Source organism: Staphylococcus simulans, from assembly GCF_047037175.1.
GTDB lineage: Bacteria > Bacillota > Bacilli > Staphylococcales > Staphylococcaceae > Staphylococcus > Staphylococcus simulans_C.
In genome coordinates, this window is record NZ_CP178241.1 from 716,958 (window position 1) to 743,284 (window position 26,327).

The 26,327-nt window shown below is 34.1% G+C and carries 27 protein-coding genes; 2 read left to right on the forward strand and 25 right to left on the reverse strand.

The window, feature by feature from the left end; all coding sequences use genetic code 11:
* Positions 1–82 precede the first annotated feature (82 nt).
* Positions 83–907 (reverse strand): pyruvate, water dikinase regulatory protein, encoded by an 825-nt coding sequence (locus ACFCT9_RS03390; RefSeq protein ID WP_412520863.1) that lies wholly within the window; start codon positions 905–907, stop codon positions 83–85.
* Positions 908–919: 12 nt separating this feature from the next.
* The gene (locus ACFCT9_RS03395; protein WP_412521613.1) at positions 920–1,543 is read right to left on the reverse strand and encodes a helix-turn-helix transcriptional regulator; all 624 of its coding nucleotides are present in this window, start codon (positions 1,541–1,543) and stop codon (positions 920–922) included.
* A 313-nt stretch (positions 1,544–1,856) separates the two neighbouring features.
* Here ACFCT9_RS03395 and ACFCT9_RS03400 point away from each other — a divergent pair, with 313 nt between their 5' ends.
* Positions 1,857–3,248, forward strand: a complete 1,392-nt coding sequence (locus ACFCT9_RS03400) for a glycine--tRNA ligase (RefSeq protein ID WP_412520865.1) — start codon at positions 1,857–1,859, stop codon at positions 3,246–3,248.
* A gap of 56 nt (positions 3,249–3,304) precedes the next feature.
* Here ACFCT9_RS03400 and recO read toward each other — a convergent pair whose 3' ends face one another.
* The 19 genes from recO to lepA all read right to left on the reverse strand — a co-directional run bounded on the left by recO (position 3,305) and on the right by lepA (position 21,217).
* The gene (gene recO / locus ACFCT9_RS03405) at positions 3,305–4,072 is read right to left on the reverse strand and encodes a DNA repair protein RecO (protein WP_412520867.1); all 768 of its coding nucleotides are present in this window, start codon (positions 4,070–4,072) and stop codon (positions 3,305–3,307) included.
* A gap of 24 nt (positions 4,073–4,096) precedes the next feature.
* The gene (gene era, locus ACFCT9_RS03410; RefSeq protein WP_412520869.1) at positions 4,097–4,996 is read right to left on the reverse strand and encodes a GTPase Era; all 900 of its coding nucleotides are present in this window, start codon (positions 4,994–4,996) and stop codon (positions 4,097–4,099) included.
* Positions 4,993–5,400 carry a cytidine deaminase gene (cdd, locus tag ACFCT9_RS03415; RefSeq protein ID WP_412520871.1) on the reverse strand — a complete coding sequence of 136 codons (408 nt, stop codon included), beginning with the start codon at positions 5,398–5,400 and terminating at the stop codon, positions 4,993–4,995. Before cdd ends, era begins: the two co-directional genes overlap by 4 nt.
* Before the next feature lie 14 nt (positions 5,401–5,414).
* Positions 5,415–5,759: a diacylglycerol kinase family protein gene (locus ACFCT9_RS03420; protein WP_412520873.1), complete on the reverse strand. Its 345-nt coding sequence runs from the start codon at positions 5,757–5,759 to the stop codon at positions 5,415–5,417.
* A 3-nt stretch (positions 5,760–5,762) separates the two neighbouring features.
* Entirely contained in the window at positions 5,763–6,224 is a 462-nt protein-coding gene (gene ybeY / locus ACFCT9_RS03425; protein ID WP_412520875.1) for an rRNA maturation RNase YbeY, read from the reverse strand.
* 5 nt (positions 6,225–6,229) lie between these two features.
* A complete protein-coding gene (locus ACFCT9_RS03430) occupies positions 6,230–7,177 on the reverse strand; it encodes a PhoH family protein (protein WP_412520877.1) in 948 nt (315 codons plus the stop codon).
* Positions 7,178–7,398: 221 nt separating this feature from the next.
* The gene (locus tag ACFCT9_RS03435; RefSeq protein ID WP_412520879.1) at positions 7,399–8,034 is read right to left on the reverse strand and encodes a hypothetical protein; all 636 of its coding nucleotides are present in this window, start codon (positions 8,032–8,034) and stop codon (positions 7,399–7,401) included.
* 13 nt (positions 8,035–8,047) lie between these two features.
* Positions 8,048–9,034, reverse strand: coding sequence for a flotillin-like protein FloA (gene floA, locus ACFCT9_RS03440; RefSeq protein WP_412520881.1), 987 nt, complete (start codon positions 9,032–9,034; stop codon positions 8,048–8,050).
* An 18-nt stretch (positions 9,035–9,052) separates the two neighbouring features.
* Positions 9,053–9,769, reverse strand: coding sequence for an NfeD family protein (locus ACFCT9_RS03445; RefSeq protein WP_412520883.1), 717 nt, complete (start codon positions 9,767–9,769; stop codon positions 9,053–9,055).
* 213 nt (positions 9,770–9,982) lie between these two features.
* Positions 9,983–10,159: a 30S ribosomal protein S21 gene (rpsU, locus tag ACFCT9_RS03450; RefSeq protein WP_000048060.1), complete on the reverse strand. Its 177-nt coding sequence runs from the start codon at positions 10,157–10,159 to the stop codon at positions 9,983–9,985.
* Between the two features lie 130 nt (positions 10,160–10,289).
* Positions 10,290–11,636 carry a tRNA (N(6)-L-threonylcarbamoyladenosine(37)-C(2))-methylthiotransferase MtaB gene (gene mtaB / locus ACFCT9_RS03455; protein ID WP_412520889.1) on the reverse strand — a complete coding sequence of 449 codons (1,347 nt, stop codon included), beginning with the start codon at positions 11,634–11,636 and terminating at the stop codon, positions 10,290–10,292.
* Between the two features lie 5 nt (positions 11,637–11,641).
* Positions 11,642–12,394, reverse strand: coding sequence for a 16S rRNA (uracil(1498)-N(3))-methyltransferase (locus tag ACFCT9_RS03460; protein WP_412520891.1), 753 nt, complete (start codon positions 12,392–12,394; stop codon positions 11,642–11,644).
* 1 nt (position 12,395) lies between these two features.
* Complete coding sequence (gene prmA / locus ACFCT9_RS03465; protein WP_412520893.1) at positions 12,396–13,334, reverse strand: 50S ribosomal protein L11 methyltransferase; 939 nt, start codon at positions 13,332–13,334, stop codon at positions 12,396–12,398.
* A gap of 5 nt (positions 13,335–13,339) precedes the next feature.
* Positions 13,340–14,476, reverse strand: coding sequence for a molecular chaperone DnaJ (gene dnaJ, locus ACFCT9_RS03470; RefSeq protein WP_412520895.1), 1,137 nt, complete (start codon positions 14,474–14,476; stop codon positions 13,340–13,342).
* A 170-nt stretch (positions 14,477–14,646) separates the two neighbouring features.
* On the reverse strand, positions 14,647–16,482 hold the full coding sequence (gene dnaK / locus ACFCT9_RS03475) for a molecular chaperone DnaK (protein ID WP_412520897.1): 1,836 nt from the start codon (positions 16,480–16,482) through the stop codon (positions 14,647–14,649).
* 50 nt (positions 16,483–16,532) lie between these two features.
* Positions 16,533–17,123 (reverse strand): nucleotide exchange factor GrpE, encoded by a 591-nt coding sequence (gene grpE / locus ACFCT9_RS03480; protein WP_412520899.1) that lies wholly within the window; start codon positions 17,121–17,123, stop codon positions 16,533–16,535.
* A gap of 26 nt (positions 17,124–17,149) precedes the next feature.
* Positions 17,150–18,109 (reverse strand): heat-inducible transcriptional repressor HrcA, encoded by a 960-nt coding sequence (gene hrcA / locus ACFCT9_RS03485; RefSeq protein WP_412520901.1) that lies wholly within the window; start codon positions 18,107–18,109, stop codon positions 17,150–17,152.
* Positions 18,110–18,206: 97 nt separating this feature from the next.
* Complete coding sequence (gene hemW / locus ACFCT9_RS03490) at positions 18,207–19,328, reverse strand: radical SAM family heme chaperone HemW (RefSeq protein WP_412520903.1); 1,122 nt, start codon at positions 19,326–19,328, stop codon at positions 18,207–18,209.
* Positions 19,329–19,393: 65 nt separating this feature from the next.
* Positions 19,394–21,217 carry a translation elongation factor 4 gene (lepA, locus tag ACFCT9_RS03495; protein WP_412520905.1) on the reverse strand — a complete coding sequence of 608 codons (1,824 nt, stop codon included), beginning with the start codon at positions 21,215–21,217 and terminating at the stop codon, positions 19,394–19,396.
* Between the two features lie 264 nt (positions 21,218–21,481).
* Here lepA and rpsT point away from each other — a divergent pair, with 264 nt between their 5' ends.
* The gene (rpsT, locus tag ACFCT9_RS03500) at positions 21,482–21,733 is read left to right on the forward strand and encodes a 30S ribosomal protein S20 (RefSeq protein WP_412520907.1); all 252 of its coding nucleotides are present in this window, start codon (positions 21,482–21,484) and stop codon (positions 21,731–21,733) included.
* 37 nt (positions 21,734–21,770) lie between these two features.
* Here rpsT and holA read toward each other — a convergent pair whose 3' ends face one another.
* The 4 genes from holA to ACFCT9_RS03520 all read right to left on the reverse strand — a co-directional run bounded on the left by holA (position 21,771) and on the right by ACFCT9_RS03520 (position 26,279).
* Entirely contained in the window at positions 21,771–22,745 is a 975-nt protein-coding gene (gene holA, locus ACFCT9_RS03505; RefSeq protein ID WP_412520912.1) for a DNA polymerase III subunit delta, read from the reverse strand.
* A gap of 69 nt (positions 22,746–22,814) precedes the next feature.
* On the reverse strand, positions 22,815–24,827 hold the full coding sequence (locus ACFCT9_RS03510; protein ID WP_412520914.1) for a DNA internalization-related competence protein ComEC/Rec2: 2,013 nt from the start codon (positions 24,825–24,827) through the stop codon (positions 22,815–22,817).
* Positions 24,828–25,059: 232 nt separating this feature from the next.
* The gene (locus ACFCT9_RS03515; RefSeq protein WP_412520916.1) at positions 25,060–25,521 is read right to left on the reverse strand and encodes a ComE operon protein 2; all 462 of its coding nucleotides are present in this window, start codon (positions 25,519–25,521) and stop codon (positions 25,060–25,062) included.
* 71 nt (positions 25,522–25,592) lie between these two features.
* Positions 25,593–26,279, reverse strand: a complete 687-nt coding sequence (locus ACFCT9_RS03520; RefSeq protein WP_412520918.1) for a helix-hairpin-helix domain-containing protein — start codon at positions 26,277–26,279, stop codon at positions 25,593–25,595.
* Between the last annotated feature and the right edge of the window lie 48 nt (positions 26,280–26,327).

The following is a 26,327-nucleotide window of genomic DNA, read 5'->3' on the forward strand; positions in this document are numbered from 1 at the left end:
ATATCATTTTCTATAAAAAATAAAAGTTATTAGCTCAATAAGAAATACGCTGAGTTTAACACACCAGCGTATTGTAGATAGCTTACTTATTCATTTTATTTTGTTCGATGATATACATGATATCGTTTGCTGTTTCTTCAATAGCTTTATCTGAAACGTCAATCACAGGACATCCTATTCTATCAACGATTTTATCAAAATAGTCTAATTCCTCTTGAATACGTTGACCCGTCGCATAGCGTGCTGAATCTCCTAATCCGAGTTGTTTTAGGCGTTCTTTACGAATTTTATTCAATTTTTCTTCGCTGATTTTTAATGCAATACATTTTTTAGGATCAACTTCAAACAATCCTTCTGGTGGATTAATTTCAGGAACAATCGGTATATTCATAACTTTGTAACGTTTGTGCGCTAAGAATTGTGATAAAGGTGTTTTCGATGTACGTGAAATGCCGATTAATATGATATCTGCTTTTGGTAAACCTTTAGGATCTTTACCATCATCATATTTAACCGCAAATTCAATAGCTTCAATCTTTTTAAAGTACGCTTCATCAAGTTTATGCACGATACCTGGTTCATAGTATGGTTTTTCGTCGATTTCATCAATTAATATATTCATTAATGGTCCCATGATATCGACATGTTTGATTTTATATTCGGCTAATTGCTGTTCCATATATGCTTTGATATCAGGTTTTACAAGTGTGAAAACTACGATATTCATTTCATTTTCTTTTGCGACTTCCATAACTTCGTCGACATTTTCAAATGTCTCAATGTAAGGATAACGTATAATCTGACTTTGGAACTTTTTTGAATTAAATTGAGAAACACAAGCTTTTGCAACTTGTTCGGCTGTTTCTCCCACCGAATCAGATGCAATTATTATTTTTATCTTTTGCATTAAATCCTACTCCTACTCATCGAAAATTGATACAAATAACTTTGTAATCGTGGTTTTTGAAATGCGCCCGATAACTTCTAACTTACCATTGTCTTTACCACGAACTATCGGCAGAGAATCAATTTCTTTTTCAATCATAAGTTGTGCTGCAAGTACAACCAAATCATTTTCTAAAACGTGTGTTAAATTCGGCATACGTGTCATAATAACACTGACTGGCATCGTATGTATATCCTCACCAATCATGGATGCTCTGAGTAAGTCTTTTCTTGAACAAACACCAACAAAATCATTATTCTTATTGACGATGAATAATGTGCTGACATCTTCAAGAAAAATTGTACATATTGCTTCATAAACAGAAGTATCGCCCTTTAAGACAATCGGCAAAGATTGATAGTCTTTAACAACATATTGACGTAATTTTTCTGTTAATAATTGATTTGTTGATTTACCAGAATAAAAGTAACCTACTCTTGGTCTTGCCTCGAGAAACCCAGACATTGTTAAAATAGCTAAATCAGGTCTAAGTGTTGCTCTCGTTAAACTTAGTTGTTCGGCAATCTTTTCACCGGTAATCGGCCCATTTTGCTTTACTATTTCGATAATTTCGCTTTGCCTACTACTCAGTTCTATATGTCTTCACCCCTTCACACTTACAAGTTATATTATAACTGTAATTGTTTTGGTCTACAAATCTATATAAACACTTGCCTTTAATTTTCGGATGCATTAGAATTAGATTTGAAGCGAGTTAAGGATGGTGTGAGCTTAACAATTAAATTGGCCTAACAATTTTTATAATCTAAGCGAGTGTCTACACTAATTTGGGTGGAACCGCGGGTTATTACGAATTTCAATGAGAAATGAGATAACTCGTCCCAAGATTTCGAAATGTTTATTTCGTTATCTTGGGGCGTTTTTTTATTATTAAAGAGGAGTGTTATTTATGGCAAAAGATATGGAATCAGTCGTTCAGCTAGCAAAACACAGAGGTTTTGTATTTCCGGGCAGTGATATTTATGGTGGTTTATCAAACACTTGGGACTATGGTCCATTAGGTGTTGAATTAAAAAACAATATTAAACGTGCATGGTGGAAAAAATTCATCGCACAATCACCTTATAACGTTGGTTTAGATGCAGCGATTTTAATGAATCCAAAAACTTGGGAAGCATCAGGTCACTTAGGCAACTTTAATGACCCTATGATTGATAACAAAGATAGTAAAATTCGCTATCGTGCTGACAAATTAATTGAAGATTATATGCAAAATGAAAAAGGCGATGAAAACTTTATTGCTGATGGTTTAAGCTTTGATGAAATGAAACGTATCATCGATGAAGAAGGCATTGTCGATCCTGTAAGTGGTACAGCAAACTGGACAGATATCCGTCAGTTCAACTTAATGTTCAAAACATTCCAAGGGGTAACAGAAGATTCTACTAACGAAATTTTCTTACGTCCTGAAACTGCACAAGGTATCTTTGTCAACTACAAAAACGTACAACGTTCAATGCGTAAAAAATTACCATTTGGTATTGGTCAAATCGGTAAATCATTCCGTAATGAAATTACACCAGGTAACTTCATTTTCAGAACTCGTGAATTCGAACAAATGGAATTAGAATTCTTCTGCCGTCCTGGTGAAGAAATTGAATGGCAAAACTACTGGAAAACATTTGCTGAAAAATGGTTGTTAGATTTAGGTTTACAAAATGACAATATCCGTTTAAGAGATCATGATCAAGACGAATTATCTCACTACTCAAATGCGACTACAGATATTGAATATAAATTCCCATTCGGTTGGGGTGAATTATGGGGTATCGCAAGCCGTACAGACTATGATTTGAAAAAACATAGTGAATACTCTGGTGAAGATTTCAAATATCATGACCCTGAAACAAATGAAAAATTCATTCCATACTGTATTGAACCATCATTAGGTGCTGACCGTGTAACATTAGCGTTCTTATGTGATGCGTATGACCGTGAAGGTGTTGAAGGCAGCAAAGATGAACGTACAGTATTACACTTCCACCCTGCTTTAGCACCATATAAAGCAGCAATCTTACCATTAAGTAAAAAATTATCAGAAGAAGCAATCAAGGTTTATGAGCAATTAAGTGAAAACTTCACAGTAGACTTTGATGAATCACAATCAATTGGTAAACGTTACCGTCGACAAGACGAAATCGGTACACCATACTGTATTACTTTTGACTTCGACTCATTAGAAGATCAGCAAGTGACAGTTCGTGAACGTGACACAATGGAACAAGTACGTATGCCAATCTCTGAACTTAATGATTTCTTAGCTGAAAAAGTTAAATTCTAATATTAAACGATAAGTAAGGGGATATCGCAATTTCGCGATATCCCCTTATTTTTATGCTATTTTTTTTGACTGTCAGTTTCTAGACGGTGTAATTGATTAATCAATTTTTGGCTTCTGAAAAATACACCTGCATATTCTCTATACAGCATTATAAGTAAATCAGACATTTCATCAACGATGTCTTGATGGATAGTTACCGTGTTCATTTTATCAATAGGTAATTTCTGTAGAACATCCAATAAATAAAGTGTTTTATTGGAGATAGGAATTGCCCGTTCATCTTTATATAAGTTTTCTTGTGCAATAACACCATGATATTTAAAACTGTATGCAGATAAATTGGCTTGATTCGTATCACCTGATATTACATCTTTATTGAAGGCGATTGTAAAACCGAACTCTGGCATTTTTTTCAATAAAACAATGACTGACATCAATTGTGCACTATAACCGGTTTCAACACGATCGAGACAAAAATGCAAAAGTTGATAATTAAATTTTGAAATTTGCTCATCATCCATGGATTTATCTATAACTTCTGCGCATAGTGCAGCATAACTGCTTTCATAAATATCTAACCGAAGTTGATAGTTTTGACTGATAACATCGACAGAATTGAGTATGCCAAGACCACGCAATTTAGCATAGATAAACAGGCCATATACAAATAATTGTGTATTAGCCTGCATACCTGTTCTACTCTTCTTAGCGCGTTTAACCATCAAAGGAATTTTAGCGCCGCTCTCGCTTAGAATGGTGATTATTTTATCCGACTCGCCATAATCGACTGTTTTAATAATAATTCCTTTTTGTTTTACTAACATAAAAGGTACCACCGACCTTCTAGTTTAATCTTGATCCTCTATATATCCCATTTGACGAATAAAGTTCACTTTATTACGCCAGTCTTTTTGTACTTTCACCCATAAATCAAGGTAAACTTTAGAGCCTAATAGATTTTCGATATCCATTCTAGCGCGTTTACCGATCTCTTTTAATTTTTTGCCGCCTTTACCAATAACAATCCCTTTTTGTGAATCTCTTTCAACAAAAATAGTAGCTTCAATACGAACTTTATCCTCTGATTGTTTTACCATTCTATCAACATTCACACCGATAGAATGTGGAATTTCTTCACTTGTAAGATGTAGGATTTTTTCTCTAATTAATTCACCTACTACAAACTGTTCGGGATGATCAGAAATTTGACCGTCTGGATAATATTGAGGCCCTTCTGGCAGATATGATTTTAGTACATCAATAAAGTGTTCAACGTTTAGGCCTTCTAATGCAGACATTGGAACTGTTTCAGAGAAGTCCATATATTTTTGGTATGATTCAATAATCGGCATAATTTCATCTGGATGAACTAAATCGATTTTATTAATGACGAGGAATACAGGTGTTTTAACATTCTTCAGCATTTCCATAATATATTCATCGCCGCGACCGATCTTTTCATCAGCGTTAACCATGAAAATGACCGCATCTACTTCAGATAAAGTATTTTTAGCAACCTTCATCATATAATCGCCTAGTTTATGTTTAGGCTTGTGGATTCCTGGCGTATCAACAAAAATGATTTGTGCATCATCTTCAGTCATAACACCTTGTATCTTATTTCTAGTTGTTTGTGCTTTGTCAGACATAATAGCAATTTTATGTCCAAGCACTCTATTCATAAACGTAGATTTTCCTACGTTTGGTCGGCCTATAATTGAAACAAAGCCTGATTTATGTTCTGTCATAAATTCAAATCCTTTCCTGAAAAACCAAGTGGGAGTAATTCGGCGATTGTAGTTTCAATCATATCGCCTTTATGGTTGGTTAAATAAATCGGCATATCATCATCGCATAATTCTTTAATTACTTGACGACAAGATCCGCATGGTGAAGAAGGCTTATCAGCATCAACAGTAACTGTTAAAGATTCAAAGTCTCCTGGTCTGTACCCTTGACTGATTGCAGCAACTAAACTTGAGCGTTCACCGCAAATTGCTTCTCCATATGCCGCATTTTCAACATTAGCACCGAAAAACTCTTTTCCATCTTTTGTTCTTAAATAAGCGCCTACTTTAAATTTGCTGTAAGGTGAATAGGAACGCTTTTGTGCTTCTCTTACTTTATTGTAATGTTCTTGACTATATGTCATTATCTCTCTCTCCTTTAAAATAAGTTAACAATGTAAGGGACAAAGATAATAAGACCTATAATCATTGCTGCGATAGATATTAACAGCACGCTGAGTGCAGCGATATCTTTCGCATATTTCGCAAAGAGTTTATAATCATCCGTTACAAGGTCAACAACATATTCAATTGCAGTGTTAATTGCTTCAAATGCTAATACCAGAAATATGGTCATGATGACCGCTATCCATTCCATACGCGTAATATTGAAGAAAAAAGATGCACCAATAACTAGAAAACCGATGGCAATATGCCATAAAAAATTGCGGTCCTTTTGTAATATGGTCAATAAACCTTGAACGGGATATTTGAAACGGTTCATAGATTATTCTCTTGTAAGCCCATATGCATCTAATATAGCTTTTTGTCTACCAAACATTTCTTTTTCATCGGCTTCATTCATATGGTCATAACCTAGTAGATGTAAGAAACCATGCAAACTTAAAAAGCCGAGTTCTCTTTCAAAAGAGTGACCATATTCTTCCGCTTGTTCTTTCGCAACATCTGCACAAATGATAATGTCACCAAGAACACGAGGAATATCTAATCCTTCAATTTCAGGTTCATCTTCTTCTAACGCAAACGAAATGACATCAGTGACTTTATCTTTGTCTCGGTAATCCCTATTAATCTCTTGAATTTCATCTTTATCTACAAACGTTACTGAAAGTTCTGCATCTTCTTCAATACCCTCTTGATCTTTCGCAAAATTTAATAAGTTTTCAATTTGCGCGTACCATTCTTCTTTGACTTCATCCGTATGATTTGAAAAATCTATTGTAAACATGGTGCTTATTCATCTCCTTCATAACGGCTGATAATTTTACTAACTAATGGATGACGTACAACGTCACTTTGATCTAATGTTTGTACACTAATACCTTTAACACCTGATAAACGTTTTACTGCTTGTTTTAAACCGCTTTTAACGCCTCTTGGTAAGTCCACTTGTGTCATATCACCTGTCACGACCATTTTTGAACCAAAGCCTAATCTTGTTAAAAACATTTTCATTTGTGCATGCGTTGTATTTTGTGCTTCATCTAAAATGACAAATGCATCATCAAGTGTACGACCTCTCATATAAGCTAGCGGTGCAACTTCAATGATACCTCTTTCAATAAAGCGTGCAGTTTGTTCTGGTCCAAGTACAGTATGAAGCCCGTCGTATAAAGGTCTTAAGTATGGATCTACCTTTTCTTTTAAGTCACCTGGCAAGAAACCTAATGATTCACCTGCTTCTACAGCTGGTCGTGTCAACACAATTCTTTTGACATTGCCTTGACGCAATTCTTTAGCTGCATACACAACAGCTAAGAAAGTTTTACCAGTACCTGCTGGTCCAATACCAAAGACTAAATCATTATGTTTCATCGCATTTAAGTAAAGACGTTGGCCCATGGTTTTTGCGCGAATCGTTTTACCATAAGCGTCCTTAGTAATGGCTTCATCGTACAAATCAACAAGATGTTGAATTGAACCTTTTTCTGCCATTTTAATAGCTGCTTCTACATCTTTAAGATTAATTGATACACCTTGATCAATTACTTTTAAAAGGTTTTTGATTACAGCTTCTGCTTTTACAATTTCTTCTTGATGTTGCCCTTTTACAGCTATTTCTTGCCCCCTAGCATGAACAATGACATTAAATGCTTCTTCTATCGCTTGTAAATGTTCATCGTTATTTCCTATTAATGCTTGGGCTTGATTGATATCGTCAATAACTATTATTCCTGGCATACATGAACTCCTTTTCATTATTCTCACTGTTTTACCAGCTTATTTTAATAAGATGCAGAATATAATGGTTAACGGAAACTACGGACTTAGTTAATAATTTCCACATATTCATACATTCATTATATCATGTTCTTCTCGTTTATTAATCCAATAAAGTTCAGTGATAGCAAAAGAAAAATGGATTGGAAGACATCAAAGTAATGTCATCCAATCCATTTTATTTATTGCAATTGTTTCGGTTTTTTAAGTACTTCTGACCAAACAAAACCATTCAAGATTTCATCATCGTCAAAACGCAAATCTTCATTCGTACGTGGGTTTGATTGATTAAACTTATTAGCGAATAATTGTTTGAGTCTTTCTTTTTTAGCACGTTCAGAAAGGTATTTATCAGTAATAATCGCTTGCGCACGGCGTTCTAAAATTTCAATTTGCTTTTGTTTTTCACGATCCATTTGAGAACGTAAATCTTGCAATTCGTCATTTAAAGAGTCATTAAGCTGTTGCGTCAGCACTTGCCCTTTTTGTGTTTGATCCATTCTAGATGGAGAAGATTGTTTACGTACTTGTCTTGGTTGTGAAGTACGACGGTTAGGACGAGATGTTTCTTTCGTTTTAGGTGATTCTTCAGGTTTTGAAGATGACGGTGCATCCTCAAACTCCTTTTGCATTTCTTCAAACTTTTCACCTAATTGTTCTAAGAAGCCTTTTTGCGGTTTGCGTTCCGTTGTAGGCTGTTTTCTAGGTTGAGATGATTTCGGTTGGTTTTGTTGCCTTTTTTTATAATTTTTATCGTTCACTGCTGATATTAGTGAGATGACAACACTGACGACAAATATTATCAGACCGATATTCATTTAATCACCTCGTTTACTTGTCTGGTGACTCGTTATCACTTGGTTGCGTACGTTTGTTGATAGACTCACGCATGCCTGTATCAGCTTCTATGTTTTTCAAATTATAATAATCTTTAACACCGATATTACCATTGCGTAATGCTTCAGACATCGCAAGCGGCACTTCAGATTCTGCTTCCACAACTTTGGCACGCATTTCTTGTACACGTGCTTTCATTTCTTGTTCAGATGCTACGGCCATTGCACGACGTTCTTCGGCTTTAGCTTGAGCAATATTTTTATCAGCCAATGCTTGTTCAGTTTGTAAGTCAGCACCGATATTTTTACCGATATCTACGTCAGCAATATCAATAGATAAAATCTCAAATGCAGTCCCTGAATCTAGACCTTTGCTAAGTACAGTTTTTGAGATATTGTCTGGATTTTCTAATACAACTGTATGATGTTCACTTGAACCGATTGTTGAAACAATCCCTTCACCAACACGGGCGATGATTGTTTCTTCACCAGCACCACCGACTAAACGAGAAATGTTAGCACGAACTGTAATTCTCGCTTTAGCTTTTACTTCTATACCATTCATTGCGACACCTGTAATAAATGGTGTTTCAATGACTTTTGGATTAACCGACATTTGAACAGCTTCTAATACGTCTCGCCCTGCTAAGTCGATTGCTGCGCCACGTTCGAAAGGTAAATTAATGTCTGCACGTTGTGCTGCAATATTTGCATCTACAACGCGATCAACATTACCGCCAGCTAAGTAGTGTGACTCAAGTTGATTAGTAGTAAGATTTAAACCTGCTTTATGTGCCTTGATTAAAGGTGCGATAACTTTACGAGGTGAAACACGTCTTAAACGCATTCCGATAAGTGTACCGATATTTACTTTGACACCGGCTGCTATTGCAGAAATCCATAAACCGATTGGTACAAATGAAAATAAGATTAATAAAGCAATGACTGCAATAATAACAATGATTATTAATGGTATTAACATGGTAAGTGCCTCCTAGTTTTATGTGTTTTTTTGAACTTCTCTGACAACTACTCTCGAGCCTTCAACTTCTGTTACTTTGACTTCTACATCTCTTTGAATAAATGTTCCATCTGATACTGCATCAATACGTTCATCGTTTAATGAAATCATACCTGCAGGACGTAATTCTGTTAAAGTGATAGCAGTTTGTCCTACTAAATTAGAGCGGTCATCGTGTGAAGTATAGCCAGCTTCAGACGTTGTTGAATCTCTCAGTATTACTTTTTCAAACAGCGAAACCTTTTTGTTGTAACCTTTCACTAATATCACCCATTCTATAATTGTCAGTATTAACGCGATTATAACATTGACTAGCATCCATAGGATATTTTCGCCAAGCATAACCATACTAATTGTGATGAGAACCATTCCAATGATACCTATTACTGCACCAATAACAAATAACTCAATCACGAGCAATATAACCCCTATTGAGAATAATCCAACAGAAATTAATGAAACTTCCCCTTGAATCAAGTAGCCAAGAAATAATACTAATAAGGCTAATGCAGCAAGAATACCTGGAAAGTTAATACGTTTAGAATAGAGTTGATAAAGAAAACCTAAAAAGATGATACAGGTTAAAATTAATGAAATAAAAGGACTAGTGATGAAATCACTGATTTGATGTAATGTAGGATTTGAACTTGCCTGAAATACCGAAATATTATGTAGGATTTCAGCTTGATATGCCATAGATTCACCTCGCTCTCAAGGTTCATTATACATGATTGCTTAGTGTAATTATAGGATTATCGAATTATTTTAACATCAATAGAAAAAATATATTATTAAGCATCCAAGCATAAGAAAAAACCCTAAGCTTTACAACAATGTAAAACTTAGGGCATTTTAAACTGCATTTTATAATAATTAATTGTTTGTTGAGGGAGTCAACAGACTTAATAATTATTTGAATTTACGTTTACGTGCAGCTTCTGATTTCTTTTTACGTTTAACACTTGGTTTTTCGTAAAATTCACGTTTACGTACTTCTTGAATTGTACCGCTTTTAGAAACTGAGCGTTTGAAACGGCGTAATGCATCTTCAAGTGATTCGTTTTTACGGACTACTGTTTTAGACATCTGTATTTCCCTCCCTCCAAATAACAACGGAACTTTAAAATTCGTTTGCATAGTTTTTTATAAACCATGCAATGCTAATTATAATATATGTGGTTGTTGTGGTCAATTAGAATAATTAATTTTTTGTAGCTTATACAATAGCAGTGAATTCGCTGCTGTTTGTCGCATGATCAATCACACGAGTAACATAGCCTTTATTTAAAGGATAGCCTGCTTCTGTAATTTTAACACGTACTAATTCACCAATCAGTGAATCATCGCCTTCAAATTCAACTTTCATGTAGTTATCTGCATAACCTACTAATGTGCCTGGTTTTTCACCATGCTCTTCAGGAATCACTTCTAATACTTTTTGATCAAAGTGAGACGCATATTCTTTCGCTAATTGGTTACTTAACTCTATTAACTTATGAACACGTTCATTCTTAACACTTTCATCAATTTGATCATCCATTCTGGCTGCTGGTGTACCTGTACGTGCTGAGTATGGGAATACGTGTAATTCTGAGAAATGATGATCTAAAATGAAATCATACGTTTCTTGGAATTCTTCTTCAGTTTCTCCTGGGAAGCCTACAATTACGTCACTTGTAACAGCTAAACCTGGTAACGCTTCATGTAATTTCATTAATCGTTCAGAGAAGTGTGCCATTGAATACTTACGTCTCATACGTTTTAATACAGTATCTGAACCAGATTGTAAAGGTACGTGTAAGTGACGTACGACTTTATTTGAATGCTTAATTACATCAATGACTTCATCCGTTAATTGGCTGGCTTCGATAGATGAAATACGAATTCTTTCAAGTCCATCTACTGTTTCTAGGTCGCGTAAGAGTTGTGCTAAGTTATAGTCTTTTAAATCTTGACCGTAACCGCCAGTATGAATACCAGTTAACACAATTTCTTTATAACCTGAATTGACTAGTGTTGTTGCTTGTTCAACTACTTTTTCAGGATTTCTTGAACGCATTAATCCACGAGCCCATGGAATAATACAGAATGTACAGAAGTTGTTGCAACCTTCTTGGATTTTTAAAGAAGCACGTGTTCTATCAGTGAAATAAGGTACATCTAATTCCTCATATGTACGATTTTTCATGATATTGCCTACACCATTAATAGGTTGGCGTTCTGCTTTAAATTCTTCGATATAACCTAGTAATTTTGTTCTATCTTGTGTACCGACTACAACATCAACGCCTGGAATATCCATGATTTCTGCTGATGATGTTTGTGCATAACATCCTGTAACACATACAACTGCATCAGGATTTTTTCTGATTGCACGTCGAATAACTTGTCTACTTTTTTTATCACCTGTATTTGTGACTGTACATGTATTTATAACAAAGACATCGGCATTAGTATCAAATTCAACACGATCATAGCCGGCATCTTTAAATAATTGCCAAATTGCTTCAGTTTCATAGTGGTTCACTTTACAACCTAAAGTATGAAAAGCGACTGTTGACATTTATTTCACCCCATTAATTCTTTTTCATAACTCATTGCACTAAGCGCATAGAGCGGAGCTGTCTCTGCTCTTAAAATTCGATGACCTAGACCGACTATGTAGCTCTTATCTTCGAACATTTGTATTTCAGCGGGGCTTAAGCCGCCTTCAGGTCCGAAAATAATTAATACACGATCTCCTTTGCTGAATTGTTTGAGTGCGCGTTTAAACTCACTCATCTCGCCTTCTTTTGCTGCATCTTCATAAGCGACTAGTACATAATCATATTTATCTATATTAACATATACTGACTTTAAATTCGATATAAATTCGATAGTTGGGATTACAAGGCGATAACTTTGTTCTGCTGCCTCTTTTACGATTTTATTCCAACGTATCAATTTTTTATCAGCTTTGCTTTGATTTAGTTTCACTACTGAACGATCCATTTGAACGGCGATAAAATGAGATGCACCTAATTCAGTAGACTTTTGTAATAACCATTCATATTTATCGGCTTTAATTAGTCCACTACAAATGGTTACTTCAACGGGCAGTTCTGTGTCATTTGATCGTTCTTCAATTAATTGCACTTCAATACCCTCATTGTTAATTGCTGTAATTTCACATAAATAAACTTTCAAGTCTTCAAAAGTTACGATGATATGATCGCCGGTTTGACGACGCATCACATTAGAAATATGATGCATATCATCTTTATCTGTAATAAAAAAACGCTGACTTTCATCAGCGTTTTGATTTATAAAATATCTTTGCATATTATTTGCTCTCTTTCTCTCCAACGATACATACCCAACCGTTGTCGTGATTAATAGAAATGATATTAAAACCTGTACGCTTCATATGTTCTATAATTTCATTGCTTTTTTCTTCAATAATACCAGATGTGATAAATAAACCATCTTCATTTAGAGTATTATAAGCGTCATCTATCATTTCTTCAATAATATGCGCCAATATATTTGCGATTACAACATCATATTTTTCTGTTTCGCCTTGTAATAAATTACCGGTTGTCGTTTCAATTGAATCAGCACAAGCGTTCTTTTGAAAATTTTCTTTTGCGACTTTAATTGCTAGTTCATCTAAATCAAGTGCTTTGATGCGTTTAACACCTAACAATGAACATGCAATACTTAAAATACCTGATCCAGTACCCACATCAATCACAGAATGTTCTGGTTTGACATATGTTTCAATGGCTTTTAAGCACATGCTGGTTGTTGGATGATCGCCTGTACCAAATGCCATGCCTGGGTCTAGTTCAATGCATAATTCGTCATTATTTTCTTTATCGTATGCTTCCCAACTCGGTACAATTGTAAATCTTTCAGATGCTCTAAATGGATGAAAATAATTTTTCCATTCATTTTCCCAATCTTGTTCTTGAAGTGATTGTTCAGAATAACTGAATACGTCTTCATTTAATGTATCCAGTGATTTGATAGATTTTATAATATTTTCTTTCAGATTATCTGAGTACTCCAACTCATTAAAGTAAGCTTTAATTCTGACACCATGTTCAGGATAGTCTTCAGGATTCAATTCATAAATTTCACCGAATTTATCTTTTAAATTGCCTTTTAAGTCCTCTGAATCCTCGATAACCACACCATTTGAGCCATAGTCTTCTAAAAGATTCGTACTTGCATCTTGTGCTTCATGATTGACTACAATTGAAAGTTCCACCCAGTTCATTATTGTTATTCTCCTTTAAAGAATCTACGTGCGCGCTCTTTGAAGTTAGAAGGTTGTTCTTCAATTTCTTCACCGCTCAGCTCCGCAAATTCACGCATTAATGATTTTTGTTTCTCACTTAACTTAGTTGGTGTTACTACATTGATATTAACAAATAAGTCGCCATGACCATAGCCGTGAACATTTTTAACACCTTTATCTTTCATGCGGAATTGTTTGCCATCTTGTGTACCTTCTGGAACCGTTAAAATAACTTCACCATTTAATGTTGGTACTTTAACTTCATCACCTAACGCAGCTTGCGGGAAGCTGATATTTAAGTTATAGAAGATGTCATCGCCTTCACGAATGAATGTATCAGAAGGTTTAACTCTGAACACAACATATAAGTCACCTTGTGGTCCGCCATTATGGCCTGGTGCACCTTCACCAGCTAAACGGATTTGTTGGTCAGTGTCGACACCTTCGGGTACCTTAACTTTGATTTTAACATTTTTAGTTTGTGTACCTTTGCCGTGACATGTTGGGCATGGTTCTTCAATTTCTTCACCGGTACCATTACATACTGGACAAACTTTTTCAGTTCTAACACGTCCAAGAATTGTATTTTGCTCAACTGCTACATGGCCTGAACCATTACAGTAGTGACATGTTTTCTTTTTAGAACCAGGTTTTGCACCTGAACCGTCACAAGTTTCACATTTCACTTCTTTACGAATTGAAATTTCTTTTTCAGCACCAAATACAGCTTCCTCAAATGAAATTGTCATTGTGTACTGTAAATCGTCACCTTTACGTGGTGCATTAGGATCACGTTGTGCACCGCCGCCGCCAAAGAATGAACTAAATATATCTTCAAAGCCGCCGCCGAAGCCGCCACTAAAGTCTTGACCGCCGAAACCTTGGCCACCGAAGCCGCCTTGCGGACCATTATGACCAAATTGATCATAGTTAGCACGTTTATTTTGATCACTTAGCACTTCATAAGCTTCAGTGATTTCTTTGAATTTTTCATCTGCGCCTTCTTCTTTATTAATATCTGGATGATATTTTTTGGATAATTTACGGTAGGCTTTTTTTATCTCGTCCTTTGACGCATCTTTACTGACACCTAAGACTTCATAATAGTCTCTTTTTGCCACTGTAATCTCTCCTTATCTTTCTGCTAGTTTAGAATAATTATACCTTTTAAAGTATAGTTCGTTAAATAATAAAAAGTCAAAGCCAATGTACAATTGACTTTGACTTAAATTTTTAAGAAGCCGCTTTTATCTGTATTAAGTTAAAGCTGCTCTTATGAGAAAGCATGAACTTATTTATTATCTTTGTTGTCATCATCTTTAACTTCAGTGAAATCTGCATCTTCTACGTCACTGTTGTTAGACGCTTCTCCACCTTGTTGTTGTTCTTGTGCTTGTTGAGCTTGTTGGTAAACTTTCATTGATAAATCTTGAACTACTTTTTCAAGTTCTTCTTTTTTAGCTTTGATATCATCTAGATCGTCGCCTTCAAGTGCTTTTTTCAATTCTTCTTTTTTATCTTCAGCTTGTTTTTTATCGTCTTCGCCAATATTGTCAGCTAAGTCTTTTAATGTTTTTTCAACTTGGAATACTAAGCTGTCAGCTTCGTTGCGTAAATCACTTTCTTCACGGCGTTTTTTATCAGCTTCTGCGTTTTGTTCAGCATCTTTAACCATTTGATCGATTTCTTCATCTGAAAGTGCAGAGCTAGATTCGATTGTGATATTTTGCTCTTTGTTTGTACCTAAGTCTTTAGCAGTAACGTTTACAATACCGTTTTTGTCGATATCAAATGTTACTTCGATTTGAGGTACACCACGTGGAGCTGGTGGAATATCAGTTAATGAGAAGCGTCCTAATGTTTTGTTGTCTGAAGCCATTGGACGTTCACCTTGTAATACGTGAATATCTACAGCTGGTTGGTTATCTGCTGCTGTTGAATAAACTTGTGATTTTGAAGTTGGGATAGTTGTATTACGATCGATTAACGTATTCATACGACCACCCATGATTTCGATACCTAATGATAATGGAGTTACATCTAATAATACAACGTCTTTAACATCACCAGAGATAACGCCACCTTGGATTGCAGCACCCATAGCTACAACTTCGTCAGGGTTTACACTTTTGTTTGGTTCTTTACCGATTTCTTTTTTAACTGCTTCTTGAACAGCTGGGATACGTGTAGAACCACCAACAAGGATAACTTCATCAATATCTTTGCTTGTTAAGCCAGCATCTTTTAATGCTTGACGTGTAGGTTCCATTGTACGACGTACTAAGTCATCAGAAAGTTCTTCGAATTTAGAACGAGTAAGTGTGATTTCTAAGTGTAATGGACCACTTTCACCTGCAGAGATGAATGGTAATGAAATTTGAGTTTGAGATACGCCAGATAAGTCTTTTTTAGCTTTTTCAGCAGCATCTTTCAAACGTTGTAATGCCATTTTGTCTTGTGATAAGTCAATGCTGTTTTCTTTTTTGAATTCTGAAACTAGGTAGTCAATGATGACTTGGTCAAAGTCGTCACCACCAAGTTTGTTGTCACCTGCTGTTGATAATACTTCGAATACACCGTCACCTAATTCAAGAATAGAAACGTCGAAAGTACCGCCACCAAGGTCGAATACTAATACTTTTTCATCTTGGTCAGTTTTATCTAAACCATAAGCTAATGCAGCTGCTGTAGGTTCGTTGATAATACGTTCAACTTCTAAACCAGCAATTTTACCAGCGTCTTTAGTAGCTTGACGTTCAGCATCATTGAAGTATGCTGGTACAGTGATTACAGCTTTATCTACTTTATCTCCTAAATAGCTTTCTGCAGTGCTTTTTAGGTTTTGAAGAATCATTGCAGAAATTTCTTGTGGAGTATATGATTTTCCATCAACGTCTACTTTGTGGTCTGTACCCATTTCACGTTTAATTGATTGAATAGTATTAGGGTTTGTGATTGCTTGTCGTTTTGCAACTTCACCTACTTGAGTTTCACCATTTTTAAATGCAACAACTGATGGAGTTGTACGTGCACCTTCTGGATTTTGAATAACTTTTGGTTCGTCGCCTTCTAAAACAGACACGCATGAATTTGTTGTACCTAAGTCAATTCCGATAATTTTACCCATAACTAATAATTCCTCCTATTAACATTTGTTGTATATTTCATCAGTTATATTTATTGATTTACTTTAACCATTGAAGGGCGTAATACACGATCCTTCAATTTATAACCTGTTTGAAGCTCTTGTGTCACTTCACCTGATTCATATGAATCATCGCTATCTTGCATCACGGCTTGATGGAAGTTCGGATCAAATTGTTGACCTAAAGCTTCAATTTTTTCAAGACCGTTTTCTTTTAGTGCGCGTAATAAGCTTTCATAAACCATTTGAACCCCTTTTTGAAGAGATTTAAATGATTCATCGTCACCTTCTATTTGTAACGCGCGCTCAATATTATCTATTGTCGGCAAGATATCAGTTAAAACACTTTGAGCTTGATATGTTTTTAATGTTTGATTTTCTTTTTGAATACGTCTCTTGTAGTTTTCAAATTCTGCATAAAGACGTAAATATTTTTCTTCTTGCTCTTTTAACTCATCTTTTAGTTGTTGGATTTCATTCTCTTCTTGATTCTCTTCAGAACCATTTTGAACGTTTTCAGTATTCTCAGTTGATTGAGTATCTTCTTCAGTATTTGAATTTACAGTTGCCTCTTCATTTTCAGCAACTTCTTCATTGTTTACTGATTGATCTTTTTCTGTCATTTTCTGTCCTCCAATACATTTCAAAACTATATTTTGTATAGTAATTGAATTACATTTTGGTAACGCATAGCGGTCGGTCCAATAACGGCTATGTGTCCTTTAAGATGTTCATCAATGTGATAATCACTCATTACGATAGAGATATCTTCTAGGCCATTATCAATTTCTGTACCTATTTTGACATCAATTCCAGAATGATTATCTTTTTCGAACAGTTTCAATATCTTATTGGACTCTAAATATTGAAGAATTTGTTGTATTGAATTCACATTCTGTTCATTCAATGTATCAATTAAATTTGATTTACCACCAAGATAAATATCTTTCTTACTATCATTTACACGTTGATAGAGTAAATCTGTTAATTGACGTATTGTTGTGATGTCACTTGAATGTTCCATTGCGTCATCAAAAGCATCCTTATTGTTATAAAGTTCTTTGATGTAGTTCGCAATTTGAATTAAACGCACCTTAGAAATTTTTTCATCTACTGCTAATTGGATATGTTCAACATTTCCTGTTTCGAACACAATTACCATAATAACCAAATTAGCGGTTGCGTTAAACAAATGAACATCGCTGATTAAATCTTTTGATTGATTTGGTTTCATGACCAACGTAGTATACTGTGTGAATAATGACAATTCATTTGCATACACACTCAGTGCAGCTGATAAATTGAAGTTATATTCCATTAACAGATTGTTTAAACGTTGGTTATTCGTTTCTTTCAGAGGAGAAGTATTTTCCAACAGTTGGTCTACATAGTATCTAAACCCCATTAATGATGGCGACCTTCCTGAAGATGCATGAGACTTTTCTACTAAACCTAATGATTCTAATTGTTTCATTTCATTTCTTATAGTAGCAGGACTCACATTTACATTATGCCGCTCAATAATTGTTTTAGATCCGACAGGTAGACCATAATCCACATAATCTTCAACAATGGCATTTAAAATGCTCAATTGTCTATCTGTAATCATGTTTCCACCTCATTAGCACTCTCTTCTTCCAAGTGCTAATTATAATTTATCAAATTGGTCAAAGTAAGTCAATGTTAAAGCCCTGACCTTTTAAAATTTAATCTAACAAGAATGCTTCGAAAACTTCATTTCCAATTACCTTGCCACGATCAGTTAATCGAACAGCATGATTATCATTGATAATTAACCCTTTATTACTTAATTCATTGAGTGCTTCATTATAGATTTGATCAATATTTCCATTAAACTTTTGATTGAACACTGATTTATTTACCCCTTGATTCATGCGTAAACCTAAAAACATCTGTTCTTCCATTTGTTCATGAAGTGTCGGCTTAGTTTGATGTAATATTGGACGCTCGCCATTCTTAATTTTCTTTATATAATGATTAACCGGATTGACGTTTGAATATCTTACTCCGTTCACATAGCCACTTGCGCCTGCACCAAATCCATAATAGCCTTCATTTTTCCAATAAACTTTATTGTGTTCTGATTCATGACCTACTTGGCTGAAATTCGATATTTCATATTGATGCATTGAAGAATGTGCAATTTTACTTAACAATAATTCATACATTTCTTCCCCTACATCTTCATTTGGAAGTTTTAATTTACCTTTCCGATATAGATTATAAAACTGCGTTTTTGGTTCAAGAATCAAACCGTAACTAGATATATGGTTAATATCCATTGATAACGCTATATCTAAGCTATCTTCAAATTGTTTAAGTGTTTGACCAGGGAGATGGTACATTAAATCAAGACTGATAGAGTCAATTTGATATTGATTAGCAAGTTCCACCGCATGATAGATATCTGCTGTATTATGCGTGCGACCCAACACTTTTAATAAATCTTGATCAAATGTTTGTACACCCATTGAAATGCGATTGACACCGTAATCTTTTAACAGTTTAATCTTTGTAGGTGTCAGTTCATCTGGGTTTGCTTCAAATGAGTATTCATCAGTTATAGTGAAATGTTCATTAATAGCTTTTAATAAATGTTCAAGCTGTGATTCATTTAAAGCTGTTGGTGTGCCACCACCGACAAACATGGTTTTTAATACACGATTTTCAGCGGTTTTAAATTCTTCAATCAAACAATCTAGATACTCATCTACTGGTTGATTTTGTATAAAGTATTTGTTGAAGTCACAGTAGGTACAAATTCTGACACAAAATGGAATATGAATATAAGCACTTTCTACTTTCATCTTTTCGCCTCACTTTTAGGACAAAACTCAAAATAAAAAGCTGGGACATTAGAGTCCCAACCTTTTTAATCTTCATCCATTTTTAATACTGCTAAGAAAGCATCTTGAGGTATTTCAACATTACCTACTGCTTTCATTTTAGCTTTACCAGCTTTTTGTTTTTCTAATAATTTACGTTTACGGCTGATGTCACCGCCATAACATTTCGCAAGAACGTTTTTACCCATAGATTTAATGTTCGTACGTGCAATAATTTTATGTCCGACTGCTGCCTGAACAGGTACTTCGAATTGTTGTCTTGGGATTAATGTTTTCAATCTTTCAACAAGTGCTTTGCCACGTTCATACGCGAATTCTTTATGCACAATAAAGCTTAAAGCATCTACTTTATCACCGTTAAGTAAGATATCCATTTTTACTAAGTCACTTTCTTTGTAACCGATAAGTTCATAATCAAATGAAGCATACCCTTTAGTATTGGATTTTAATTGGTCAAAGAAATCGAATACAACTTCTGAAAGTGGAATTTCATAAATAATATTAACTCGAATATCATCTAAATAATCCATATTGATAAATTGACCACGTTTACGTTGGCACAATTCCATTACAGCACCTACGTAATCGTTTGGTACCATCATAGTTGCTTTTACATAAGGTTCATAAATTTTATCAATTTGATCTCTTTCAGGCATTTGTGCAGGATTATCAACGATTTTTTTCTCGCCATTTTTTAGAATACATTCATAAATAACAGATGGTGCCGTAGCGATTAATTCTATATTGAATTCTCTTTCGATACGTTCTTGAATAATTTCCATATGCAACATACCAAGGAAACCTGTACGGAATCCAAATCCAAGTGCTTGTGATGTCTCTGGTTCGAATTCTAATGATGAGTCGTTTAACTGTAACTTTTCTAAAGCTTCTCTTAAATCATTATAATTCTTATTATCAATTGGGAATAATCCACAGAAAACCATTGGATTCATTTTCTTATAACCTTTTAACGGTTGTTCTGCTGGTCTATCAGTATGCGTGATTGTATCCCCAACACGAGAATCATCAACATTTTTGATGCTGGCGATAATGTAACCTACATCTCCAACAGTCAATTCTTCAACTGGAAGTTGTTTAGGTGTGTTAATACCTACTTCAGTCACTTCAAATTCTTTACCAGTTGCCATCATTTTAATTTTATCTCCGGCTTTGACAACGCCGTCCATAATTCTAATTGAAGAAATAACACCTCTGTATGCATCGTATACAGAATCGAAAATCAATGCTTTTAATGGTGCTGATGGGTCTCCTTCAGGTGGTGGTACAACTTCAACAATTTTTTCTAAAATTTCTTCAATACCGATGTTTGATTTAGCACTTGCTAAAACGACATCATCTTGATCTAAACCGATAACGTCTTCAATTTCTTTTTTCACACGTTCAGGATCAGCAGCTGGCAAATCAATTTTATTAACTACTGGAAGTAATTCCAAGTCATTATCAAGCGCTAGATAAACGTTTGCTAACGTTTGAGCCTCAATACCTTGTGCAGCATCTACAACTAAAATAGCCCCTTCACATGCTGCTAAAGAACGAGAAACTTCATAAGTAAAATCGACATGCCCCGGTGTATCGATTAAATGGAAAATATAATGTTTTCCATCTTTGGCTTCATATTTAAGTCTAACGGCATTTAATTTGATTGTAATACCGCGTTCTCTTTCTAAATCCATTGAATCTAATAATTGTGACTGCATCTCACGTGTTTCAACGCTTTTTGTGTTTTCTAAAATTCTATCAGCCAATGTTGACTTTCCATGGTCAATATGGGCAATGATAGAGAAGTTTCTAATATTTTCTTGTCGGATTAACCGTTCTTCATTATTCATTCTATCTACTCACTTTCATAATATTCAAATAGAGCATTATGTATGATATTCTTTGATATAATAACGTGTTTGCCCCATAATTGCAACTAATGGCAATTTCATATACATTTACTGATAGAGTCTATTTTACTGTAAATCATCACAGGTTAAAAGCCTCATTGAAAATAAATGATTGCAGTTTAATAGTACATTTGATAAAATGTTTCTTGTTGTAATCAAATATTTATTTGATGATCATAGATCACTTTTAGGAGGTGACATTCAATGCCAAATATTAAATCTGCTATTAAACGTATTAAAACAACTAACAAAGCTGAAGCACAAAACATTTCTCAAAAAAATGCTATGCGTACTGCAGTTAAACGTGCGAAAACAGCTATCGCTGAAAACGCTGAAAACAAAAACGAATTAGTACGTATCGCTGTGAAAAAAGTCGACAAAGCAGCTCAAGCTAACTTAATTCACTCAAATAAAGCTGACCGCATTAAATCAAAATTAATGGTTGCAGCTAAATAATGAAAAAGTTCAAGCATCCGCTTGAACTTTTTTTGTTTTAGATAGATAAAATAAAGAGTTCTAAAATAAGCTGTTTATCCATATACGAAGATTTTAATTTATAGTCAGTCTCAGCACACGCATTCATAATGTTCATTAAATGCTTTAAATCATATTGTCTAGAAGCTCTTAAAGCTAATTTGACTCTAAATGGATGCACACTCACCGTTTTGGCTATTTGCGCTTGGGAATAGCCTTTTTTAGCGAGAATTTTGCATTGGTAATACAATCTGAAATTACTAGCTATTAATGCTAGCAATTTAATAGGTTCTTCCTTTAATGTAATTAAATCGTTTACCAAATTTACTGCCTCAGTTTTTTTACCTTGTTGTATAAAGTCCGTTAATAAAAAAACATTCTGCTCCAAACTTCTATTTACAATGGTTTCAACATCTTGTTTGGTAATAGTTGGACGATCACCTAAGTATAAAACGATTTTTTCCAATTCTTGTTTTACTAAATTGAAGTTGATTCCTGTTAAATCAATAAATAAGTTTAACGCATCTTGCTTAATATCTTTATATTGCTCATTTAACGTGTGCTTTATCCAATTTTTAAGTTCATCTTCAGACATTTGTTCAATTTTAATCAGTTTTGTATGTTTCTTTAAACTTTTGACTAGTTTTTTACGCTCATCTAGCTTAGGGTTATAAACTTCAAATATTACTAATGAAGGTCCATCATATTTTTCAATAAATTCTTGTAGCTGTTCTAGATTATGATTTAACTCTTTATTTCCCCTATCACCAGTAAAGATATAAGCATTTTTTATAATAACTGCCTTCTGTTCAGAGAAGAAAGGTAAAGTTAGAGCTTCTTCAATACATACACCGATTTCTGTTTCGTTTAAATTGAAACTTGTATAATTGAATTCATCTTTTTCACCTTGCAAATACTGTTGTGTCAGTTCTTGTGTTTTCTTGTCTATGAGCTCTGGAACTTCGCCATAAATAGTAATAATATTATTTTCCACAACTTGCACCTCTCAAAATTAGCATACTTAAGTATTATATCATTTGTCAGATTGCCGCACCATTTATAATTATCGTTCCGTAATTACCTCAATTTTCTTATCTAATTTAAAAGTCACTTCGCCATTGTTTTGTGTATTGTATAGTTTAGTGTTAATTTTTCTTAATCGTTCAATCACAGTTTTATTCGGCAACTTATATACATTATTTTGGCCGCTCGAAATCACACTGTATTCTGGGTGGATAGTCTTTAAAAATGCTTCGCTATTACTTGTTTTGCTGCCATGATGACCTACTTTCAATATATCTATTTTAGGAAGATGATAATTTGCTAGTAATTTCTGCTCATTTTTTACCGTCGCATCTCCTGTTGTCAATATACTATATGATTTAGTTTGTATGAGTGAGATGATGGAATGATCATTTAAATCTTTACTTTGAGTGATAGCTGTTTTGTAAAACACTATTTTATTATCGCCAAGATTTAAAGAAGAAATATTGTTCGCATCTAATAGTGTGGTTCTATTTTTATGACACATATCATTTAACAGTATTAATGCGGATGTAGGATAGCTCTTAAAGTTAATGATTAGATGTTTGATGTGTACATGACTGATAATATAATCTAATTCTCCGATATGATCAGCATGTGGATGTGTAATAATGACATAGTCTAAAGTGGAGATACCTCTTTTACGAAGTGTAGGCAATATATGAAACTTACTAATGGAATGAGAAAGGTCAGCTTCCGCCTTTTGAAAATTAAATAACTCATTTTCATTTTGTGCTTTTCCGCCTGTATCAATTAAAACGCGCTGTCTAGATTTTGTTTCAAACAAAAAAGAATCTCCTTGTCCTACATTTAACGCTGTGAATCTTAAATGAGGCATAGAAGCATAGTATGTTATGACAATACTTCCGATAATAAACAAGCAAGAACAGGCTTTTAATTTTCCATGTGTGAGCACTGCTAACATAGTTATAAGCCAAATGACTGTTCCTATCAACAGAACACTATTCATTTCACCTATAAACCATCGATAACTGGTTAAGATTTTAAAAACAGGAAGTAATACGGCATCATGAAGCCAATATGATAGATCTATCACTTTATTTAATATTAGATTAGAGGTGAAAAATTGATAATAGAAGTACGTAAAGATGGCTATAGGAAATAAAATGACCGAATAAAATGGGATAAAGAGGAAATTGGCAATAAAACCAATCCATTGAATTTGATTAAAATGAAATGCACTTATAAGAAATGAACCAATTTGCGCAATGAGAGTCATTACATACATGGACTTAATCATAGTTAATGACTTTAAAATTGGAGCACTTAACATAATAAAGAAAGTGATTAAAAATGAGAATTGAAAACCAATATCAAAAACAATATCTGGATTTACAATACATAAAAAGAGGAAAACAACAGCAAGAATATCTAATAAAGATTGATAAAATCTTTTTGGAAGAATCATAACTAATGACATACAAAGAATTGCTCTGAGGGCGCTTGGCGCAAAGTTAGTATAGTATGCGAATAAAAATAAAACGAAGATAATGAAAGTTTTAGTAATAAATAGCGGAATAGAAAACCGGTTAAAAATAAAATAGAATATAGACGCTATTACTACAACATGCGAGCTGCTTACCGCCAATAAATGATAAATGCCAATTTCTTTATCAAGTTCGATAGCCGATTTATTAATATAGCTCACATCTCCTGTTATCATCGCATAAGTATTTTGCCAATAAGGAGAATAGTTTTTCAGACGAGAAAGTGAATAAACTTTATGGCGTTCTATAATAGCACTCACTGATTTTGAACCAACAGAAGTGCATGATTTAACATCAAATTTTTTAACAATTAAAGAAATAGTGTCGTTAAAATCTGGATCTACTTTGATTTGCCCTTCTACGAAGCAATTTATATGCAAAGGAAACTTCTTAAATTCTTCCAATTGCTTTTGCTGCTTAGGAAAATAGAAAAATTTAACAGATTGACCATGTAGATTTATCAATCCATCAACGTATTTATCGTTTTTTACCGTTAAATGTGTGATTTCAATATGATCTTTCAAATGATTATGAATCCTAAACCAATTTATTTCTTCATTTTTAGTAATTATATGGCTCGAAAAAAGCCAATTACTTATTATAAGTTGACATAACATCAATATGGTTACTTTTAACGATAGCTTTCTTTTGTATAGCATCAAAAATAATAAGCCAGCAAGTATGCATGCAAGTGGCTTATTATATATGAATAAGATGCCTTCTAGAAAAGCGAGTGCGATATATATCAAATAGCTATCACTTCTTCGTTAAGAATTCTGCAACTTGATCAGCGTCAAATGGTATTTTTTTATATTCAATCCCTGATTGTTTCAGTAATTTTAATGCATAATCATGGTTATGATAATCTTTTGCATAATAGATTTTTTTAATGCCGGCTTGGATAATAGATTTCGTACAGTTCAAACATGGGAAGTGTGTCACATAGATTGTGGCCCCTTCTGTTGAAACACCCTGTTTTGCGCATTGAAGAATAGCGTTCATCTCTGCATGTATTGTTCTAATACAGTGCCCCTCTTCCATTAAACAACCTTCGTCGATACAATGCACTTCTCCTGCTACTGATCCATTATATCCACCAGCAATAATACGATTATCTTTTACGATGGTTGCACCTACAGATAATCTTGTACATGTTGAACGAAGTGAGAGCAGATGACTTTGAGCCATAAAGTATTCTTCCCATTTAATTCTGTCCATACTTTGAACCTCCTTTTTTCATATAACAATACTATTTTATTACAATTCTTCGCAGTATTGAATTATTATTGCTAAACTGTGAAAGAATCTTTTAACTTTTCGAATGATTTCTCCCCGATACCTTTAACATTTTTCAATTGGTCTACGCTGTTAAATGGTCCTTTTGTTTCTCTATATTCAATGATTGCCTTTGCTTTAGAGGGGCCTAAGCCATTCACTGTCGTTAATTCATTTTCTTTAGCACTGTTGAGATTAACTTTTGCTTGTGATGCTTTGTTGGTACCCTGTGGACTCGTATTAGTGTTATTAGTATTAGCTGCTAGGTTTTGACCTTTTTCTGGTATGAAAATCATTTTTTGATCTGTAAGTTTTTCTGAAAGATTGATAGTCGTCAAGTCAGCCTTACTTGTAAGTTTCGCTTTATTTAACACATCTTTGATACGTTGGGTATCCTTCATCTCATAAATGTCTGGATGTTCAACAGCGCCTTTTACATCCACTACAACAACTTTAGATTTTTTATTTCCTTCACCTTCTGTGTTGTTTTCATGATTGTTCTCTTTCTTTTGGGAAAAGTTTTGTTTGTTATTATGATCCATTTGAACGTTGTTCTTATTTTGAGGTATTGTTTCAATCTCTTGGCCATTACTTTTTGAAATTGAATGAAACAAGACAAAAGCAAGAACTACGACTACTGCAACTACAAACCATGTATAGCGTTTGTATTGTTGGTAATAGTGTTTCAAGTTTTCTATCATAAAAAATCACTCCTTTATAGTTAAAACGTCCAAAGGAGTGATTTTACT

What these genes read in the sequence shown, in the direction of transcription:
- ACFCT9_RS03520 (WP_412520918.1), bottom strand. Translation starts at nt 26,279, where the DNA reads ATGATAGAAAACTTGAAACACTATTACCAACAATACAAACGCTATACA.
- ACFCT9_RS03515 (WP_412520916.1), bottom strand. Translation starts at nt 25,521, where the DNA reads ATGGACAGAATTAAATGGGAAGAATACTTTATGGCTCAAAGTCATCTG.
- ACFCT9_RS03420 (WP_412520873.1), bottom strand. Translation starts at nt 5,759, where the DNA reads ATGAACCGTTTCAAATATCCCGTTCAAGGTTTATTGACCATATTACAA.
- rpsU (WP_000048060.1), bottom strand. Translation starts at nt 10,159, where the DNA reads ATGTCTAAAACAGTAGTCCGTAAAAACGAATCACTTGAAGATGCATTA.
- recO (WP_412520867.1), bottom strand. Translation starts at nt 4,072, where the DNA reads ATGTTAGTAAAACAAAAAGGAATTATTATTAAAACAGTCGATTATGGC.
- ACFCT9_RS03390 (WP_412520863.1), bottom strand. Translation starts at nt 907, where the DNA reads ATGCAAAAGATAAAAATAATAATTGCATCTGATTCGGTGGGAGAAACA.
- ACFCT9_RS03435 (WP_412520879.1), bottom strand. Translation starts at nt 8,034, where the DNA reads ATGAATATCGGTCTGATAATATTTGTCGTCAGTGTTGTCATCTCACTA.
- hrcA (WP_412520901.1), bottom strand. Translation starts at nt 18,109, where the DNA reads ATGATTACAGATAGACAATTGAGCATTTTAAATGCCATTGTTGAAGAT.
- mtaB (WP_412520889.1), bottom strand. Translation starts at nt 11,636, where the DNA reads ATGTCAACAGTCGCTTTTCATACTTTAGGTTGTAAAGTGAACCACTAT.
- hemW (WP_412520903.1), bottom strand. Translation starts at nt 19,328, where the DNA reads ATGAAAGTAGAAAGTGCTTATATTCATATTCCATTTTGTGTCAGAATT.
- ACFCT9_RS03445 (WP_412520883.1), bottom strand. Translation starts at nt 9,769, where the DNA reads ATGGCATATCAAGCTGAAATCCTACATAATATTTCGGTATTTCAGGCA.
- era (WP_412520869.1), bottom strand. Translation starts at nt 4,996, where the DNA reads ATGACAGAACATAAATCAGGCTTTGTTTCAATTATAGGCCGACCAAAC.
- prmA (WP_412520893.1), bottom strand. Translation starts at nt 13,334, where the DNA reads ATGAACTGGGTGGAACTTTCAATTGTAGTCAATCATGAAGCACAAGAT.
- lepA (WP_412520905.1), bottom strand. Translation starts at nt 21,217, where the DNA reads ATGAATAATGAAGAACGGTTAATCCGACAAGAAAATATTAGAAACTTC.
- grpE (WP_412520899.1), bottom strand. Translation starts at nt 17,123, where the DNA reads ATGACAGAAAAAGATCAATCAGTAAACAATGAAGAAGTTGCTGAAAAT.
- floA (WP_412520881.1), bottom strand. Translation starts at nt 9,034, where the DNA reads ATGTTAATACCATTAATAATCATTGTTATTATTGCAGTCATTGCTTTA.
- ACFCT9_RS03430 (WP_412520877.1), bottom strand. Translation starts at nt 7,177, where the DNA reads ATGCCAGGAATAATAGTTATTGACGATATCAATCAAGCCCAAGCATTA.
- dnaK (WP_412520897.1), bottom strand. Translation starts at nt 16,482, where the DNA reads ATGGGTAAAATTATCGGAATTGACTTAGGTACAACAAATTCATGCGTG.
- rpsT (WP_412520907.1), top strand. Translation starts at nt 21,482, where the DNA reads ATGCCAAATATTAAATCTGCTATTAAACGTATTAAAACAACTAACAAA.
- ACFCT9_RS03460 (WP_412520891.1), bottom strand. Translation starts at nt 12,394, where the DNA reads ATGCAAAGATATTTTATAAATCAAAACGCTGATGAAAGTCAGCGTTTT.
- cdd (WP_412520871.1), bottom strand. Translation starts at nt 5,400, where the DNA reads ATGACATATAGTCAAGAACATTACAATAAAGTAAGAGAAGCACAAAAG.
- ACFCT9_RS03400 (WP_412520865.1), top strand. Translation starts at nt 1,857, where the DNA reads ATGGCAAAAGATATGGAATCAGTCGTTCAGCTAGCAAAACACAGAGGT.
- ybeY (WP_412520875.1), bottom strand. Translation starts at nt 6,224, where the DNA reads ATGTTTACAATAGATTTTTCAAATCATACGGATGAAGTCAAAGAAGAA.